Origin of the sequence: Streptomyces sp. NPDC058812 (assembly GCF_042744565.1) — a bacterium.
Classification (GTDB): Bacteria; Actinomycetota; Actinomycetes; order Streptomycetales; family Streptomycetaceae; genus Streptomyces; species Streptomyces thinghirensis.
This window is the reverse complement of sequence record NZ_JBHYOB010000023.1, coordinates 108574-124928: the sequence shown is the minus strand read 5'-3', so window position 1 is coordinate 124928 and position 16355 is coordinate 108574. Positions and strand designations below refer to the sequence as shown.

The following is a 16355-nucleotide window of genomic DNA, read 5'->3' as shown; positions in this document are numbered from 1 at the left end:
GCCCGGTTACATTTCGAACCCGGAAGCTAAGCCTTACAGCGCCGATGGTACTGCAGGGGGGACCCTGTGGGAGAGTAGGACGCCGCCGAACAATCTTTGGAAAGGACCCCTGGTCCCCAGCGTTCAGCTGGGGACCAGGGGTCCTTTCGTTTTTCCAGAGCGCACCGGGTACCCGGCTGCGCGAGAATGACTTGCAGTACCGAAGACAGGAGTCACCGATGCCCACCAACTCTCCCGACGACCGACCGGAGCGCGACCAGCGGCGACGGGACAGTGGTGACCGCGGTGACCGGAGCGGTCAGCGTGGGGACCGTGGCGGTTTCCGTCGCGACAACGACCGCGGCGACCGTGGTGGTTTCCGCCGTGACGACCGTCGAGGTGACGACCGCGGCGGGCAGCGTGGTGGTTTCCGGCGGGATGACCGTCGTGACGACCGGCGGGATGACAGCCGTGGTGGTGGGTTCGCGCGTCGTGACGACCGTGACCGTGGGCCGCGTCGCGATGACCGTGACCGTGGCGGCGACCGTGGGTTCCGCCGCGATGACCGCAGCGGTGACCGGCCGTCCTTCCGCCGTGATGACCGAGGCGACCGTGGTGACCGGCCGTCCTTCCGCCGTGACGACCGCGGCGACCGTGGCGGCGTCGGCCGGCGTGACGACAGCCGTGGCAACGACCGCGGCGGGCAGCGTGGTGGTTTCCGGCGGGATGACCGGCGGGATGACCGTCGTGACGACCGGCGGGATGACAGCCGTGGTGGTGGGTTCGCGCGTCGTGACGACCGTGACCGTGGCGGCGACCGTGGGTTCCGCCGCGATGACCGCAGCGGTGACCGGCCGTCCTTCCGCCGTGATGACCGAGGCGATCGCGGTGACCGGCCGTCCTTCCGCCGTGATGACCGAGGCGATCGCGGTGACCGGCCGTCCTTCCGCCGTGATGACCGAGGCGACCGTGGTGACCGGCCGTCCTTCCGCCGTGACGACCGGCGTGACGATCGCCGTGATGACCGCGGCGAACGTCCCCCCTACCGCCGTGACGACCGCCGTGACGACCGCCGTGACGACCGTGGTGGCTTCCGTCGCGACGACAATCGTGGCGAGCGCGGTGGCTTCGGCCGGCGTGACGACAGCCGCGGTGGTGAGCGTGGTGGGTACCGCGGTCGGGACGACCGTGGGGGGCGTGGGCCGCAGCGTGATGACCGAGGCGGGCGGCCCGGTGGTTTCCGTGGGCGTGACGACCGGCACGGCGGCGGTGGCCGTTTCCGTGAGGAGCGGGACCGTGACCGCGAGCCGATCAAGCGCCTGCCGATTCCCGAGGAGGTCACCGGCGACGAGATCGACAAGGACGTACGGCAGGAGCTTCAGAGTCTGCCCAAGACGCTTGCGGAGGACGTCGCCAGGAACCTGGTGATGGTCGCCCGGCTTCTCGACGAGGACCCGGAGGCGGCGTACGCCTACTCCAAGATCGCTCTGCGTCTGGCGTCCCGTGTCGCCGCCGTACGGGAGGCGGGCGGGTTCGCCGCGTACGCCAACCAGAAGTACAGCGAGGCTCTGGCCGAGTTCCGGGCCGCGCGGCGGATGACCGGGTCCGTCGAGCTGTGGCCGGTCATGGCCGACTGCGAGCGCGGGCTCGGCCGGCCGGAGAAGGCGCTGGACATGGCCGGCGCCCCCGAGGTGCACAAGCTGGACAAGGCCGGTCAGGTCGAGATGCGGCTCGTCGCGGCCGGCGCCCGGCGTGACATGGGGCAGCTGGACGCGGCGATCGTGACGCTGCAGAGCCCCGAGCTGGCCTCCAACTCCGTGCAGCCCTGGACCGCGCGGCTGCGGTACGCCTACGCCGACGCGCTGCTGGCCGCCGGCCGGGAGCAGGAGGCGCGGGAGTGGTTCGCGAAGGCCGTGGAGTCCGACCGGGACGGCAGCACGGATGCCTCCGACCGCCTCGCCGAGCTGGACGGCGTCGAGTTCATGGACGCCCTTGACGAGCGCGAGCGCGAGGGCGAGAGCGAGAGTGACGTGGAGAGCCCCTCCGCCGAGGACAGGGGCGCGGACAAGGACGCCGACGGCGAGAAGGACTGACGTCCATGGCGTGACGACGAAGGGGCGGGACCGGCGTACGGTCCCGCCCCTTCGTCGTCGTGTCGACTCACAGGTCCAGCGTGCGCAGCACCAGGCCCGAGGCCGGCTTCGGGCCGAAGGACGTCGACTTGCGGGGCATCGTGACGCCCTGTTGGGCCAGCTCGCGGACGACCTCTTCACGGACCGGGTGCATCAGTACCGCCGTGCCGCCGTCGCGTTCGGCCTTCTCGACGGTGGCCGCCGTGTCGTGGATGTAGGAGATGTGGGCGACGGAGTCGTCCGGGATGTGCCAGACGTGGGCGAGGAGGGTGGCGTGCAGGACCGTGGCGTCCAGGGTGCGCCAGGCCTCGGGGCGGTCGGTGGGGATCGTACGGGCCAGCAGGCCGGGGGCGGGCAGATCGACGAGGTGGAAGGCGCCGTCGCCGGCGAGGAGGAAGGCGTTGCCCGCTTCGGCCGCCTTCGCCAGGGCGTCCATGGACTCCGCCAGCGGCGTGTCGAGGCGGCGGACACGGAAGTGGCCGTCCAGGGCGGCCACGGCGTCGCTCACCGTCAGGTCGTGCAGCAGGCGGTGGATGGCGCGGACCCGGAGCGGGTAGCGGGCCGTGTCGACCAGGAGGACCAGGCCGTGGTCCCAGGGGCTGGGGGAAGGATGCTCCGCGCGGAGCGTGCGATAGGTCGCCCAGCGGTGGTGGCCGTCGGCGATGAGGGCCTGGTGCCGCGCCAGCTCGGACCGGACGCGGGACAGGTCGTCGGGGTCCGTCACCGACCACAGTCGGTGGCAGAAGCCGTCCTCCGTGGTCGTCGAGAGAAGCGGGGGCTGTTCGGCGACGCGTTCCACGACGGTGGTCGTGGCCGCGGTGGGGCCGTCGCCGCGGTAGGTGAGGAGCAGGGGTTCGAGGTTCGCCCAGGTGGCCCGCATGAGCGCCGCGCGGTCGGCGACGACGTGCGGCATGACGTCCTCGTGCGGCAGGACGACCTGCTCCGACGGGTCCGACACGCGCAGGGCGCCGATGATGCCGCGTTGCAGCATGCCGTCGCCGTCGCGTTGTTCGTAGACGTACAGGCCCGGTTCGGGGTCGGCGGTCAGGACGCCCTCCGCCACCCAGCGCCGCAGGGTGTGGGCGGCCTGGTCGTTGCGCGCCTCGGGTGTGGCGGCCTGGGGCAGGATCAGCCGGACGATGTTGTACGGGTCGGCGGACTCGAGGTGGAGCAGGCCGTCGGGGCGGACCACGACGTCGTAGGGCGGGGACGTCACGGCGGCCAGGCTGCCGACCCGGTCGGGGTCGTAGCGGAGGCCTCGGAACGGGGTGAGTTCCAGGCCCCGGCGCGCCGTTGCTTCCGGGTGACCTGCTGTGTTCATCCCGGCATCGTACGTGTGTCAGTGGCATGGGGGATGATCGGGGGAAAGGCGTCGAACGAGGAGCGATGTGCAATGAGCCGGAGCGTCAGGACGAGGCCCGAGGGCAGTGGGCGGGGCCTGAGCGAGGCGTACGACACGGCGCTGCTCGACCTGGACGGCGTGGTGTACGCCGGGGGGAACGCGATCGCTCACGCGGTCGACTCGCTCGCCACGGCCCGCGCGGGCGGCATGCGTCTGGCGTACGTCACGAACAACGCGCTGCGGACTCCCGACGCGGTGGCCGAGCATCTGACCGAGCTGGGTATACCGACGGGTGCCGACGACGTCATCACCTCGGCGCAGGCGGTGGCCCGGTTGATCGCCGAGCAGGTGCCGTCGGGGGCGCGGGTGCTGGTGATCGGCGGCGAGGGGCTGCGGGTGGCGCTGCGGGAGCGCGGCCTGGAGCCCGTGGAGTCCGCGGAGGACGATCCGGCGGCCGTCGTGCAGGGGTTCGGCGGGCCCGAGCTGCCCTGGGGGCGGTTCGCGGAGGCCTGCTACGCCATCGCGCGCGGCGTGCCGTGGTACGCCTCCAACACCGACCTGACGATTCCGGGCGCCCGCGGGATCGCACCGGGCAACGGCGCGGCGGTTGAGGTCGTACGGATCGCCACCGGGGCCGATCCGCGGGTCGCGGGAAAGCCGTTGCCTCCCATGCACCGGGAGACGATCCTGCGCACCGGCGCGCAGCGGCCGTTGGTGGTGGGTGACCGGCTGGACACGGACATCGAGGGCGCGTTCAACGGCGAGGTCGACTCGCTGCTCGTCCTGACCGGCGTGACCGACGGGGCGCAGCTGCTGGCAGCACCGCCGCAGCACCGGCCGACGTATGTCGACGCCGATCTGCGCGGGCTGCTCACCGGGCAGCCGGAGGTCACGGGTGGCGGGGACGGGGAGGGCGGGTTCCATTGCGGCGGCTGGACGGCCACGGCCCGCGAGGAGCGGCTGGAACTGGAGGGCGAGGGGGCGGCGCTGGACGGACTGCGTGCGCTGTGTGCGGCGGCCTGGACAGCGGGCGGGGAGGCTGGGTGCGGACTGGACTCGGGGAAGGCGTTGGCGCGACTGGGGTTGTGAGCCGTCGTACGGGGGCAGGGGCCCGGTCGCGGGCGGAGCGAGGAGAGATCCTCGGGATCGTGACCGATTGACAGGGTAGGCTAACCTAACTGCGTGTTGGTCGACAGTCCCCCCGAACAGCGCGCGGAGACCGCCCCCGCGCCGCCCCCGAAGCGCCGTGTCCTACGTGCCGTCGGACTGCCCGTCTCGGCGGCGGTCCTGGTGCTCATCGCGTTGACGAGTATCGCGATCGGCGCGAAGGACCTGTCCCTGGCGCAGGTCTGGCACGGCCTGTTCCACGACTCGGGCACGTACGGCGACGTCGTGGTGGGCGAACGGCTGTCGCGGACCGTGCTCGGTCTGCTCGCCGGTGCCGCGCTCGGCCTCGCGGGAGCCGTACTGCAGGCGCTCACCCGTAATCCGCTGGCCGATCCCGGGCTGCTCGGCATCAACGCGGGCGCCTCGGCGGCGGTCGTCACGGCCATCACCTTCTTCGGCGTCACCTCGCTGACGGGGTATGTGTGGTTCGCCTTCGCCGGCGCGGCGGGCGTGGGCGCGCTGGTCTGGTTCCTGGGCGGCAGCCGGGGGGCTACGCCGGTGCGGCTGGTGTTGGCCGGCACCGCGATCAGCGCCGCGCTCTTCGGCTACCTCCAGGCCGTGATGATCATGGACGACGCGGCGCTGGGCAGGATGCGTTTCTGGACGGTCGGTTCGCTCTCGTCGGCGACGAACGGCACCATCAAGGAGGTGCTCCCGTTCTTCGTGGCGGGCACGGTCCTGGCCCTCGCGCTCTCCCGGCCGCTCAACGCCATGGAGATGGGCGACGACACCGCCAGGGCCCTCGGTGCCGATCTCAACCGCACCCGGGCGCTGTCCATGCTCGCCGCGACCGTGCTGTGCGGGGCCGCGACCGCCGCCTGCGGGCCGATCGTGTTCGTCGGGCTGATGGTCCCGCACATCGTCCGCTCCTTCACCGGGCCCGACATGCGCTGGATCCTGCCGTACGCCGCGATCCTGTCGCCCGTGCTGCTGCTGGGCGCGGACGTCCTCGGCCGGATCGTCGCACGGCCCTCGGAGCTTCAGGTCGGCATCGTCACCGCCGTCCTGGGCGGGCCGGTCTTCATCTATCTCGTACGACGGCGGAGGACGGCCCAGCTGTGAAGACCCGGAAGACCGTGAAGACCAACCGTGCGGTGCGAAGCCCGGGCGGGCTCTCGTTCCGGCTGGACGTCCGGGCCACCGTCGTCGTCGCGCTGCTGCTGGTCGTCGCGTTGGCGGCGAGCGTCGTACTCATCGGCACGGGCGACTTCGAGATACCGGCCGCCGACGTGCTCAGAACTCTCGTCGGCGAGGGCAACGCCAGTCAGGAGTTCATCGTCAACGAACTGCGGCTGCCGCGGGTCCTGGTCGGGCTGCTGGTCGGTGCCGCGCTGGGGCTGGGCGGCGCCCTGTTCCAGGCCATCTCGCGCAACCCGCTCGGCAGCCCGGACGTGCTCGGCCTCGGGCAGGGCGCGACGGCCGGTGCCCTCACGATGATCGTCCTGTTCTCCGGCAGCTCGGCGCAGGTCACCGTCGGTGCGCTCGTGGGCGGCCTGGTGACCGGCCTCGCCATCTATCTGCTCGCCTGGAAGCGGGGCGTGCACGGGTACCGGCTGGTCCTGGTCGGAATCGGCATGTCCGCGATCGTCACGGCGGTCAACGGCTATCTGCTCACCCGTGCGGACATCGTCGACGCCTCCCGCGCCGTCGTCTGGATGACCGGCTCCCTCAACGGCCGCGACTGGGACCATGTCTGGCCCCTGCTCGCGCTGTGCGCCGTGCTCGTCCCGCTCGTCCTCACCAACGGACGGGCGCTGCGGATGATGGAGATGGGCGACGACGTCTCGTACGCCCTCGGCGTGCGCGTCGAGCGCGTGCGGGCGCTGCTGATGGTGGCGGCCGTGCTGCTCACCGCCGCCGCCACCGCCGCCGCGGGGCCGGTCAGCTTCGTCGCGCTGACCGCGCCGCAGCTCGCCCGGCGTCTGACCCGTTCGCCGGGCCCCAACCTGCTGCCGTCCGTGTGTATGGGCGCCGCCCTGCTGGTCAGCGCCGACTGGATCTCGCAGCGGGCCTTCGGCGCCGACCAGTTGCCCGTCGGTGTGGTCACCGGCGTACTCGGCGGTGTCTACCTGCTGTGGCTGCTGGTCACCGAGCGCAAGGCGGGCCGGATATGAGCGCCGGCGCCGGTACCCGCAGCGGCCTGAACAACCAAAGGAGCAACGTGAGCCGCCTGACAGCCGAGAACGTCACCCTCGCCTACGACCAGCGGGTCATCGCGGAGAAGCTGTCGGTGGAGATACCCGACAACTCCTTCACCGTGATCGTCGGCCCGAACGCGTGCGGCAAGTCCACCCTGCTGCGGGCCCTGTCGCGGATGCTCAAGCCCGCCCAGGGCCGCGTGCTGCTGGACGGATCGGTCATCCAGTCGATGCCCGCCAAGCACGTCGCGCGGACCCTCGGCCTGCTGCCGCAGTCGTCCATCGCGCCCGACGGGATCACCGTCGGCGACCTCGTCGGCCGGGGCCGCTACCCGCACCAGGGCATCCTGCGCCAGTGGTCGACCGAGGACGAGCGGGTCGTCCAGGAGTCGATGGCCCAGACCGGCATCTCGGAACTCGCCGAGCGCTACGTCGACGAACTCTCCGGCGGTCAGCGCCAGCGCGTGTGGATCGCCATGGCGCTCGCCCAGCAGACCCCGCTGCTGCTGCTCGACGAGCCGACGACGTACCTCGACATCCAGCACCAGATCGACGTCCTCGACCTCTGTGCGGAACTCCACGAGGAGCAGGGCCGCACGCTCGTGGCCGTCCTGCACGACCTCAACCACGCCGCCCGGTACGCCACCCACCTCATCGCCCTGCGCGACGGGGAGGTCATCGCCGAGGGCGCGCCGAAGGACATCGTCACGGCCGAACTCGTCGAGCGCGTCTTCGGGCTGCGCTGCCAGGTCATCGACGACCCGGAGACGGGTACGCCGCTGGTGGTGCCGGCCGCGCGCGGGACACGGGGCGCGGCAGCGGGCGGCAAGCCGGAGATGGCGGCGGCTACAAAAGCCTCCTGAGACGGAACAGGTCCCGCAGGCCCGCCTCCAGCTTCACCCGGCCCGAGCCCCAGGCCTTGGCGAAGTTCAGCTCGCCGCCGACCAGGGCCACCAGGTCGTCGCCGGTCATCGCCAGCCTGATCTCGGCCTTCTCCCGCGGCGGCCCCTCAAGTGTCTCGCGCACGTCGATCCGGCCGTCCGCCATGCGTCCGGCGAAGGTGACGTCCAGGTCGGTGATGTGGCAGCTCACCGAGCGGTCCAGCTCGGTGGCCGACCGCACGTCTCCTTCGGCGCTGTGCATGTTGTCCGAGAGCTTGTCGAGTGCGGCGCGGCACTCCTCAGTCGTCGCCATCGGGACCGACCGTACCGCAGCGGTACGCGGTAGCGTCGGGGCATGAGCGACGCAGTACCGGAGCCGGCGGCGCAGGAAACCGACGGGGGCCCGTCCGAGGCGCGGGCGCCGGAGCACGACCCCGCCGCGCCCGCCCCCCTCGACGTCCCCCGCGCCCCCACCGGAAACGCCGAGGTGGACGCCCGGCTGGCGCGGCTGGCCGACGCCGACCACCTGGCCACGGACGGACATGTCGAGGTGTACGAAGATGTACACCGGGGGCTGCGCGACGCGCTCACCGCGCTCGACGCCCGCCCGGGACCTCCGGCTCCCATCAGTCACCCGACCACCACCCCTCAATGAGGCCCTTCGGGCCACGAGTCCAATTCGCCGTACGAAAACAGGAGCTGAACCGAACGTGGCAGGAGTCGCACGCCGCCGTCTCGACGCGGAGCTGGTCCGCCGCAAGCTGGCGCGCTCGCGCGAGCACGCCAGCCAGCTGATCGCCGCCGGGCGGGTCACCGTCGGCAAGGCGGTCGCGACCAAGCCCGCCACGCAGGTGGAGACCGCTGCCGCGATCGTGGTGACCGACGACGACAGCGACCCCGACTACGTCTCGCGCGGTGGCCACAAGCTCGCCGGCGCCCTGGCCGCCTTCGTACCGCAGGGGCTCGTCGTCGAGGGACGGCGGGCGCTGGACGCCGGCGCGTCCACCGGAGGCTTCACCGACGTACTGCTGCGGGCGGGCGCCGCGCACGTCGTCGCCGTCGACGTCGGATACGGACAACTCGCCTGGCCTCTCCAGCAGGATGAACGCGTCACCGTCAAGGACCGTACGAACGTGCGCGAGTTGACGCCGGAAGTGATCGATGGGGAGCCCGTGGACCTTGTCGTGGGGGATCTGTCCTTCATCCCGCTCGGGCTGGTGCTGCCCGCCCTGGTGGGGTGCACGCGGCCGGACGCCGATCTGGTGATGATGGTGAAGCCGCAGTTCGAGGTGGGGAAGGAGCGGCTGGGCAGCGGGGGAGTGGTACGCAGTGCGCAGCTGCGGGCCGAGGCCGTACGGGGAGTCGCCCGCAGGGCCTGGGAACTGGGACTCGGAGTGAAGGGGGTCACCGCCAGTCCGCTGCCCGGTCCCTCCGGGAACGTCGAGTACTTTCTTTGGTTGCGGGCCGGGGCCGGTGAACTGGACCCGGCCGACGTTGACCGTGCAGTGGCGGAGGGGCCGCGTTGACACAGAACCGAGCTCGTACTGTTTTCCTGCTCGCCCACACCGGGCGTCCCGCGGCCATCCGCAGTGCGGAGCTCGTGGTCAAGGGGTTGCTCAACGCCGGGCTCGGGGTGCGCGTCCTGGAGGCCGAGGCGTGCGACCTGCCGCTCCCGGGTGAGGTGGAGCTGGTCGGCGAGGCCACCCCGCAGTGCCTCGACGGGTGCGAGCTGCTGATCGTGCTGGGCGGTGACGGGACGCTGCTGCGCGGCGCCGAGTTCGCCCGCGCGTCCGGAGTGCCGATGCTCGGCGTCAACCTCGGCCGGGTCGGCTTCCTCGCGGAGGCCGAGCGGGACGACCTCGACAAGGTCGTCGACCGGGTGGTGAGCCGGGCGTACGAGGTCGAGGAGCGGATGACCGTCGACGTCGTCGTGCACCGCAACGGCGACATCGTGCACACCGACTGGGCGCTGAACGAGGCCGCCGTGCAGAAGGCCGGCGCCGAGAAGCTGCTGGAAGTCGTGCTGGAGATCGACGGGCGGCCGGTGACGGGGTTCGGCTGCGACGGCATCGTGCTGTCGACGCCGACCGGGTCGACGGCGTACGCCTTCTCGGCCGGGGGGCCCGTGGTGTGGCCCGAGGTCGAGGCGCTGCTGATGGTGCCGATCAGCGCGCACGCGCTGTTCGCGAAGCCGCTGGTGACCTCGCCGGACTCGGTGCTCGCGGTGGAGGTGCTGCCGCACATTCCGCCGGGGGTGCTGTGGTGCGACGGGCGGCGGACGGTGGAGCTGCCGCCGGGGGCGCGGGTGGAGGTGCGGCGGGGGGCGGTGCCGGTGCGGTTGGCTCGGTTGCACCATGCGTCCTTTACCGACCGGCTGGTGGCGAAGTTCGCGTTGCCGGTGTCCGGGTGGCGGGGGGCTCCGCACTAGCGGACTCGAAGGGGTGGTTCTGCTGAGTCCCGGCCGCGTGCGGTGTGTGGCTGGTCGCGCCCCGCGGCGCAGCCGCCATCAGCACAGTCCCGCGCCCCTGGCGAGTGCGCTCCCCCGGCGTCACACGGGCGGCCTGTGTGCGCTCCCTGCCCTCGACCTCGTATGGTCGTGTCCGTGCTTGAGGAGATGCGGATACGGTCGCTCGGAGTCATCGACGACGCCGTGGTCGAGCTGTCGCCCGGGTTCACCGCTGTCACCGGTGAGACGGGTGCCGGCAAGACCATGGTGGTCACCAGCCTGGGCCTGCTGCTGGGCGGACGCGCGGACGCGGCGCTCGTGCGGATCGGGGCGAAGAACGCGGTCGTCGAGGGGCGGATCGCCGTGCCCGGGGACGCCGCGGTCGCCGCCCGGGCCGAGGAGGCCGGGGCCGAGCTGGACGACGGGGCGCTGCTGATCAGCCGTACCGTTTCCGCCGAGGGGCGGTCGCGCGCGCACCTGGGCGGGCGGTCCGTGCCGGTGGGGATGCTCGCCGAGCTGGCCGACGAACTGGTGGCCGTGCACGGGCAGACCGACCAGCAGGGGCTGCTCAAACTGTCCCGGCAGCGACAGGCGCTGGACCGGTACGCGGGTGACGCGGTCGCCGGACCGCTCGCCAAGTACGCCGAGGCCTACCGGCGGCTGCGGGCCGTCGCCACGGAGCTGGACGAGATCACCACGCGCGCGCGTGAGCGCGCCCAGGAAGCCGATCTGCTGCGCTACGGCCTCGACGAGGTGTCGGCCGTCGAGCCGCGCGCCGGCGAGGACGTGGAGCTGGCGGAGGAGGCGGAGCGGCTGGGCCACGCCGAGGCGCTCGCGTCGGCCGCCACGGCCGCTCACGCCGCCCTGGCGGGCAATCCGGAGGACCCCGAAGGCGTGGACGCGGCGACGCTCGTCGCGGGCGCGCAGCGGGCCCTGGACGCCGTGCGGTCGCACGACCCGGCGCTGGCCGCGCTCGCCGAGCGGATCGGCGAGGTCGGGATCCTGCTGCGCGACGTGGCCGGGGAACTGGCCGGGTACGCCGACGACCTGGACGCCGATCCGCTGCGGCTGGCGGCGGTCGAGGAGCGCCGGGCCGCGCTCACCGCGTTGACGCGGAAGTACGGCGAGGACGTCGCCGCCGTGCTGACCTGGGCCGAGCAGAGCGCCGCGCGGGTGACCGAGCTGGACGGCGACGACGACCGGATCGGCGAGCTGACCGCCGAACGGGACGCGCTCCGGGCGGAACTGGGCGGACTGGCGCAGGCACTGACGGACGCGCGGACGGACGCCGCCGAGCGGTTCGCGGCCGCGGTGACCGCCGAGCTGGCCTCGCTCGCCATGCCGCACGCGCGCGTGTCGTTCGAGATCCGCCAGACCGAGGACCCGGAGGGCGTGGAGGTCGGCGGGCGCACGGTCGCGTACGGGCCGTCGGGCGCCGACGAGGTCGAGCTGCTGCTCGCCCCGCATCCGGGTGCGCCGCCGCGGCCGATCGCCAAGAGCGCGTCCGGCGGTGAGCTGTCGCGCGTGATGCTGGCCGTGGAGGTCGTGTTCGCGGGCACGGACCCGGTGCCGACGTACCTCTTCGACGAGGTCGACGCCGGTGTCGGCGGCAAGGCGGCGGTGGAGATCGGTCGGCGCCTCGCGCGGCTCGCGAAGAGCGCGCAGGTCGTGGTCGTCACGCACCTGCCGCAGGTGGCCGCGTTCGCCGACCGGCAGCTGCTGGTGGAGAAGACGAACGACGGCTCGGTGACCCGGTCCGGCGTGAAGGTGCTGGAGGGCGAGGAACGGATCCGCGAACTGTCCCGGATGCTCGCCGGCCAGGAGGACTCGGAGACGGCCCGGGCCCACGCGGAGGAACTGCTCGCGACGGCACGGTCGGACGCGTAGGCCCGGCCGGCGGGCCGCGTCGCGGGATGTCGCCGGCGCCCCGCCGACGGCGCGGGTGGACGGCGCCAGGTGCACGCACCCGCAGGGCGGAGCCGGCGGTGGCGTCAGCCGCCGCCGGGGCGGTCGGCGCGGTGCGGTCGACGCCGAGCCGATCCGCCCGTCGGACCGGGTGGCCGTCGGGCCGCTGAGTCCGGGGACAGGCTGTGGGGCGACTGTGCTTTCCGGTGGCTGCGGTCGGTTGTCGGTGCCGGCCTGGGCCGTCTTTGAGCCTCGGTGTCGGCTCCGGGTGGGTGGGGGCCGGATGCCGGTCTGCTGGTCCGGCGTCCTGTGGTGCGGGGCGGCTGGGGTTCTTGGTGGCTGCGCCCGGTTCTGGGTGTTGGTCCGCCGGGCCGCTTTCGGGGGTGTCGGCTTCGGGGGGGCCGGGTCCGCCGGTTCGGTGCCGTGGTGCGTTCGGCGGAAGGGGGATCGCCGGGGTCCCGTAGGGTGGCCCGATGATCGACCGCGCTCGCCGGACCGGCTCCTCCTTCGCCCTCGCCACCGCGCTCGCGCGGACCGGCCTGTCCGCGCTGCGCGCCACGGCGCCGGGCGGCCGGGAACGCTGGGAGCGGAAGAACCACGCCGGGCGGACCGTGGATCTCTACGCCGGACCCGCGTCCGCCGTGGCGGCGGCGGTGGGGACGACGCGGGTGCGGCCCGCCGCCGGGTTCGCCGTGCTCGCCGCCGGGGTCTGCGGGGCCTACGACGACGCGGTGGGCGCCGGGGATTCCCGGCGTGGGTTCCGGGCGCACCTGTCGGCGCTGCGGCACGGCGAGGTCACCAGCGGGGCGGTGAAGCTGCTGGGGATCTCCGCGGCCGGGCTCGCCGCGGGTGCGGTGATGAAGGAACGGCCGCTGGACAAGGTGCTCGCGGGCGTCGTCGTCGCGGGGGCCGCGCACTTCGTCAACCTCGTGGACGTACGCCCCGGGCGGGCCGGGGCGGCGGTCCTCGCGCTCGGTGCGCCGGGGCTGCTGAGGAAGGGGCCCGGAGCGGAGACGGCCGCCGCCGCCATGGGTGCCGCCGCGGCCGTACTGCCGGACGACATCGCCGAGCGCACGATGCTTGGCGACACCGGAGCGCACGCGCTGGGCGCGGCCCTGGGTGTCGCGGTGGTGGCCGGGAACGGCCGGGCGGCGCTCGCCGCGCACGCCGTCGCACTCGTGGCCGCGGCGGCTTACGGGGAGAGGGTGAGCGAGGCGGCACGCTCACTCGTGTGAGTGAACCGGCTCCGTCCCGTTGCCCCGACGGTCGCCCGCGCGGGACGGTCGTCGTTCCCGGAACACCCGTACGGCCTGGCATCCTTGACGGAGTAACGCGCTGGAAGCCGCGCGGCGCGCCCTCTCCGCACCGTCCTTCTGTACGTTCTTCGTGACCGTCCCCCGCCGAACCAGGAGTTCCCGGCCACGTGACCCCCGTGAGCAGCCACTCACCGCACGGCCAGTCGCCGCTGCGCACCGTGCAGGTGCTGGGCGGCGGCAACGCCGGCAGTAGCACGCACGTGCGCTCCCTGGCCGCGGGGCTCGTCGCACGGGGCGTGAAAGTGACGGTGTGCGCCCCCGCCGATGCGGAACGCACCTACGACTTCACGGGCGCCGGAGCCGACCACGTGCACGTGCCGCGCAGCAGCGACCCCGTGTCCGTTGCCGCGCTGCGGGCGGTGTGCGCCGACGCCGACCTGGTGCACGCGCACGGGCTGCACGCCTCCTTCCGCGCCGCGCTGGCCCTCGGCGGACGCCGGGTCCGCACTCCGCTCGTCGTCACCTGGCACGACCGGGTCCATGCCGAAGGAGCGCGCGCCCAACTGCTGCGCGTCCTGGAAAGACGGGTGGTGAAGGCCGCCACCGTAGTGCTCGGCGCCACCTCGGAGCTGGTCGACCGGGCACGGCGAACGGGCGCGCGGGACGCCCGGCTCGGCCCCGTCGCGCTCCCCGTCCGCCCGTGCCGGCCGGCCGAAGCCGACGACCCCGACCGGCGGCGTCCGAAGGTCCGGGCCGAACTCGGCTCCATCGGCCGCCCGTTGCTGATCGCGGTCGGCTCCCTGGAAGGGCACCGGGGCTACGACGTCCTGCTCGACGCGGCGCGCGTGTGGCGCCGGCTCGACCCGGTACCGCTGGTCGTCGTCGCCGGGGAGGGCCCTCTGCGCGCGGAGTTGCAGCGGCGGATCGAGGACGAGGGACTGCCGGTGGTGCTCATCGGCAGCCGCGACGACGTCACCGACCTTCTGGCGGCGGCCGATCTCGCCCTGTTGCCGAGCCGCCGGGAGGCGCGCTCCGTCCTCGCCCAGGAGGCGCTCCACGCGCGCGTGCCGCTCGTCGCGAGCGACGTGGGCGGCATCCCCGAACTCGTCGGCGACGCCGCCGAACTCGTCCCGGACGGGGACGCGGAGGCCCTCGCGGACGCCGTCGTCCGGCTGCTCGCCGACCCGGGGCGGTGCGAGCAGCTCAAGGACCGCGGCGTACGGCAGGCGGCCACCTGGCCGACCGAGGACGAGACCGTCGCCCAGGTCCTCAGCGTCTACGACGAGTTGACGCAGCCGACGCCGTTGCTCTAGACGCGCCGCGTCACGGCACGTGGCGGCGGGCGCGCAGGGCCAGGCTCAACGCGAGGACGGTCTGCGGGTCGTCGAGGTCGGTGCCCAGCAGCTCCCCGATCCGCGCCAGGCGGTTGTAGAGCGTCTGCCGGTTGAGGTGGAGCTCGCGCGCCGTCTCCGCCTTGCGTCCCGCGTGCGCCAGGTACGTCTGGAGGGTGGGCAGCAGGGGCGGCTTGGAGCGGTTGTCGTGGTCGCGCAGGGGGCCGATCGCCCGGTCCACGAAGGCCGCGAGGTCCGGATGCTCGCGCAGCCGCCACAGCAACAGGTCGATGTCGAGGCGTCGGGCGTCGTACCAGGGCCGGTCGGTGAGGCCCTGGGCAGCGGTCGCCGTCTCCGCCGCGTGCCTGAGACTCGCGGACGCCGCCGCCCAGCCGCCGGCCACTCCGACGACCACGACGGGCGGCTGCGCCCCCGGCGGCTGCATCCCGGCCCGCTCCACGCCCGCCCGCAGCGCCACCGCGACCCGGTCGGCGACCGCCGCCCGCTCCGTCTCCGCGCGCAGGCCCAGCAGGAGCGGGACCCGGCCCTCCACCGGCCGTACGCCCAGCAGGACCGGCACCCCGACCGAGGCCAGCTCCTCGGCGACCGCGCGCGCCAGCACCGCCCAGCCGCCGCCGGCGGGGGACAGGGTGTCGCCGAGCCGCATCACCACCGGGAGCAGCGGGCCGGCGCCCGGCTTGAAGCCCAGGACGCGCGCCTGCGCCGGGGCGTCCTCCGGGGTGATCCGGCCCTCGGCGAGGTCGGTGAGGAAGTCGCCGCGCCCGCGCGCCGCCAGTTCCTCCTCCTGGCGGGCCTGCATCAAAACCACGGCGAGGATGCCGGCCGCCCGCTCGGCCGCCATCCGGTGCACCGGCGCCAGCGGGGACCGTACGGGCAGGAGAACGAGCCGGGCGCGTACCGACCCGGTGCCGGGGCCACCGCCGGGCACGTCCACCAGGACCGAGCCCGCCGGCGGCGGGGCTTCCTTGTGCGGGCCGCGCAGCCCCTCCCACACCTGGAGCGGGTCGGCGCCCTCGGGGCCGGAGCCGGCGGCGTACAGCAGGCGGCCGTCGGTGGTCTCCAGGAAGACCGGGTTGTCGCCGAAGTCGGCCAGGATGCCGAGTACCTGGGGCACCCCGCCGCCGCCGAGGAGGGCCTCCGTGCAACGGCGGTGCACTTCTTCGGCCCGCTGGAGGAGTGCGTAGTGGCCGTTGACGATCTCGGTGTGGATCTCCTCGGTGACCGTCACGAACGGCACCTCGCGGTGCAGCTGGACGAGCGGGAGGCCCGCCGCGCGGGCGGTGTCCACGAGGGCGGCGGGCAGGCGGGCGAAGCGCGGGCCGAGTTCCACGACGAGGGCCGCGATGCCGCGCTCGGCGAGGGTGCGGACGAAGGCGCGCTGCTCGGCGGGGCGAGTGCCGAGGCCGTAGCCGGTGGTGAGGAGGAGTTCGCCGCCCTTGAGGAGGGAGGCGATGTTGGGGACCTCGCCGGCGTGGACCCAGCGCACGGTGCGGTGCAGACGGTCGGCGCCGGCGAGGATCTCCGGGAGGCCGCTGCGGAGGCCGGGGAGTTCCAGGGCGCGCTGCACGGTGATCCCCGAGGGTGGGGGTGCGCTGGGGGTGTTCATGGGGCGGACGGTACCTGGGGGTGTCGGGCGGGCACATCTTCGGTGCCGGGTGTCTTGTGCCTGTGGCGTGAGCTGTGTGAGCTGCGTGCCCGGCGTGGGAGTGGGCCGGGGGCGGGTGACGCGAACCGGCGCCGGCCGGGTGCCTCCCCCA

The 16355-nt window shown here is 73.6% G+C and carries 15 protein-coding genes and 1 rRNA gene; 12 read left to right on the top strand and 4 right to left on the bottom strand.

Annotated elements, in window-relative coordinates; all coding sequences use genetic code 11:
* Nucleotides 1–91, top strand: a 5S ribosomal RNA gene (rrf, locus tag ACFW48_RS33885); the annotation flags it as partial.
* Between the two features lie 121 nt (nucleotides 92–212).
* Here the strand turns inward: rrf and ACFW48_RS33880 are convergent.
* On the bottom strand, nucleotides 213–1241 hold the full coding sequence (locus ACFW48_RS33880; protein WP_386321756.1) for a hypothetical protein: 1029 nt from the start codon (nucleotides 1239–1241) through the stop codon (nucleotides 213–215).
* Nucleotides 1242–1298: 57 nt separating this feature from the next.
* On the opposite strand from ACFW48_RS33880, the gene ACFW48_RS33875 reads away from it, so the two are divergent.
* Complete coding sequence (locus tag ACFW48_RS33875) at nucleotides 1299–2072, top strand: hypothetical protein (RefSeq protein WP_386321755.1); 774 nt, start codon at nucleotides 1299–1301, stop codon at nucleotides 2070–2072.
* Between the two features lie 67 nt (nucleotides 2073–2139).
* Here ACFW48_RS33875 and ACFW48_RS33870 read toward each other — a convergent pair whose 3' ends face one another.
* Nucleotides 2140–3432 (bottom strand): DUF1015 domain-containing protein, encoded by a 1293-nt coding sequence (locus ACFW48_RS33870; RefSeq protein ID WP_386321747.1) that lies wholly within the window; start codon nucleotides 3430–3432, stop codon nucleotides 2140–2142.
* A 72-nt stretch (nucleotides 3433–3504) separates the two neighbouring features.
* Here ACFW48_RS33870 and ACFW48_RS33865 point away from each other — a divergent pair, with 72 nt between their 5' ends.
* The 4 genes from ACFW48_RS33865 to ACFW48_RS33850 all read left to right on the top strand — a co-directional run bounded on the left by ACFW48_RS33865 (nucleotide 3505) and on the right by ACFW48_RS33850 (nucleotide 7621).
* Complete coding sequence (locus tag ACFW48_RS33865) at nucleotides 3505–4542, top strand: HAD hydrolase-like protein (protein WP_386321745.1); 1038 nt, start codon at nucleotides 3505–3507, stop codon at nucleotides 4540–4542.
* Between the two features lie 93 nt (nucleotides 4543–4635).
* Nucleotides 4636–5682: a FecCD family ABC transporter permease gene (locus tag ACFW48_RS33860; RefSeq protein ID WP_386321743.1), complete on the top strand. Its 1047-nt coding sequence runs from the start codon at nucleotides 4636–4638 to the stop codon at nucleotides 5680–5682.
* Nucleotides 5683–5696: 14 nt separating this feature from the next.
* Nucleotides 5697–6734: a FecCD family ABC transporter permease gene (locus ACFW48_RS33855; protein ID WP_386321753.1), complete on the top strand. Its 1038-nt coding sequence runs from the start codon at nucleotides 5697–5699 to the stop codon at nucleotides 6732–6734.
* Nucleotides 6731–7621: an ABC transporter ATP-binding protein gene (locus tag ACFW48_RS33850; RefSeq protein ID WP_386321741.1), complete on the top strand. Its 891-nt coding sequence runs from the start codon at nucleotides 6731–6733 to the stop codon at nucleotides 7619–7621. The genes ACFW48_RS33855 and ACFW48_RS33850 overlap by 4 nt, the downstream gene beginning before the upstream one ends.
* Here ACFW48_RS33850 and ACFW48_RS33845 read toward each other — a convergent pair.
* Nucleotides 7605–7952, bottom strand: coding sequence for an SCP2 sterol-binding domain-containing protein (locus tag ACFW48_RS33845; protein WP_386321739.1), 348 nt, complete (start codon nucleotides 7950–7952; stop codon nucleotides 7605–7607). The genes ACFW48_RS33850 and ACFW48_RS33845 overlap by 17 nt on opposite strands.
* A gap of 42 nt (nucleotides 7953–7994) precedes the next feature.
* Between ACFW48_RS33845 and ACFW48_RS33840 the strand changes: the two genes are divergently transcribed.
* The 6 genes from ACFW48_RS33840 to ACFW48_RS33815 all read left to right on the top strand — a co-directional run bounded on the left by ACFW48_RS33840 (nucleotide 7995) and on the right by ACFW48_RS33815 (nucleotide 14559).
* Nucleotides 7995–8294 carry a hypothetical protein gene (locus tag ACFW48_RS33840; RefSeq protein WP_386321738.1) on the top strand — a complete coding sequence of 100 codons (300 nt, stop codon included), beginning with the start codon at nucleotides 7995–7997 and terminating at the stop codon, nucleotides 8292–8294.
* 55 nt (nucleotides 8295–8349) lie between these two features.
* Nucleotides 8350–9165, top strand: a complete 816-nt coding sequence (locus tag ACFW48_RS33835) for a hemolysin (protein WP_386321736.1) — start codon at nucleotides 8350–8352, stop codon at nucleotides 9163–9165.
* Nucleotides 9162–10067 (top strand): NAD kinase, encoded by a 906-nt coding sequence (locus tag ACFW48_RS33830; RefSeq protein ID WP_375924702.1) that lies wholly within the window; start codon nucleotides 9162–9164, stop codon nucleotides 10065–10067. The genes ACFW48_RS33835 and ACFW48_RS33830 overlap by 4 nt, the downstream gene beginning before the upstream one ends.
* Nucleotides 10068–10229: 162 nt before the next feature.
* Nucleotides 10230–11972 carry a DNA repair protein RecN gene (recN, locus tag ACFW48_RS33825; protein WP_386321734.1) on the top strand — a complete coding sequence of 581 codons (1743 nt, stop codon included), beginning with the start codon at nucleotides 10230–10232 and terminating at the stop codon, nucleotides 11970–11972.
* A gap of 491 nt (nucleotides 11973–12463) precedes the next feature.
* The gene (locus tag ACFW48_RS33820) at nucleotides 12464–13225 is read left to right on the top strand and encodes a hypothetical protein (RefSeq protein WP_386321732.1); all 762 of its coding nucleotides are present in this window, start codon (nucleotides 12464–12466) and stop codon (nucleotides 13223–13225) included.
* A gap of 188 nt (nucleotides 13226–13413) precedes the next feature.
* Nucleotides 13414–14559 carry a glycosyltransferase family 4 protein gene (locus tag ACFW48_RS33815; RefSeq protein WP_386321730.1) on the top strand — a complete coding sequence of 382 codons (1146 nt, stop codon included), beginning with the start codon at nucleotides 13414–13416 and terminating at the stop codon, nucleotides 14557–14559.
* Nucleotides 14560–14569: 10 nt separating this feature from the next.
* On the opposite strand, the gene ACFW48_RS33810 is transcribed toward ACFW48_RS33815, so the two are convergent.
* Nucleotides 14570–16204 carry a PucR family transcriptional regulator gene (locus ACFW48_RS33810; protein WP_386321728.1) on the bottom strand — a complete coding sequence of 545 codons (1635 nt, stop codon included), beginning with the start codon at nucleotides 16202–16204 and terminating at the stop codon, nucleotides 14570–14572.
* Nucleotides 16205–16355: the final 151 nt, after the last annotated feature.

What these genes read in the sequence shown, in the direction of transcription:
- recN (WP_386321734.1), top strand. Translation starts at nt 10,230, where the DNA reads ATGGTCGTGTCCGTGCTTGAGGAGATGCGGATACGGTCGCTCGGAGTC.
- ACFW48_RS33850 (WP_386321741.1), top strand. Translation starts at nt 6,731, where the DNA reads ATGAGCGCCGGCGCCGGTACCCGCAGCGGCCTGAACAACCAAAGGAGC.
- ACFW48_RS33820 (WP_386321732.1), top strand. Translation starts at nt 12,464, where the DNA reads ATGATCGACCGCGCTCGCCGGACCGGCTCCTCCTTCGCCCTCGCCACC.
- ACFW48_RS33865 (WP_386321745.1), top strand. Translation starts at nt 3,505, where the DNA reads ATGAGCCGGAGCGTCAGGACGAGGCCCGAGGGCAGTGGGCGGGGCCTG.
- ACFW48_RS33840 (WP_386321738.1), top strand. Translation starts at nt 7,995, where the DNA reads ATGAGCGACGCAGTACCGGAGCCGGCGGCGCAGGAAACCGACGGGGGC.
- ACFW48_RS33870 (WP_386321747.1), bottom strand. Translation starts at nt 3,432, where the DNA reads ATGAACACAGCAGGTCACCCGGAAGCAACGGCGCGCCGGGGCCTGGAA.
- ACFW48_RS33845 (WP_386321739.1), bottom strand. Translation starts at nt 7,952, where the DNA reads ATGGCGACGACTGAGGAGTGCCGCGCCGCACTCGACAAGCTCTCGGAC.
- ACFW48_RS33810 (WP_386321728.1), bottom strand. Translation starts at nt 16,204, where the DNA reads ATGAACACCCCCAGCGCACCCCCACCCTCGGGGATCACCGTGCAGCGC.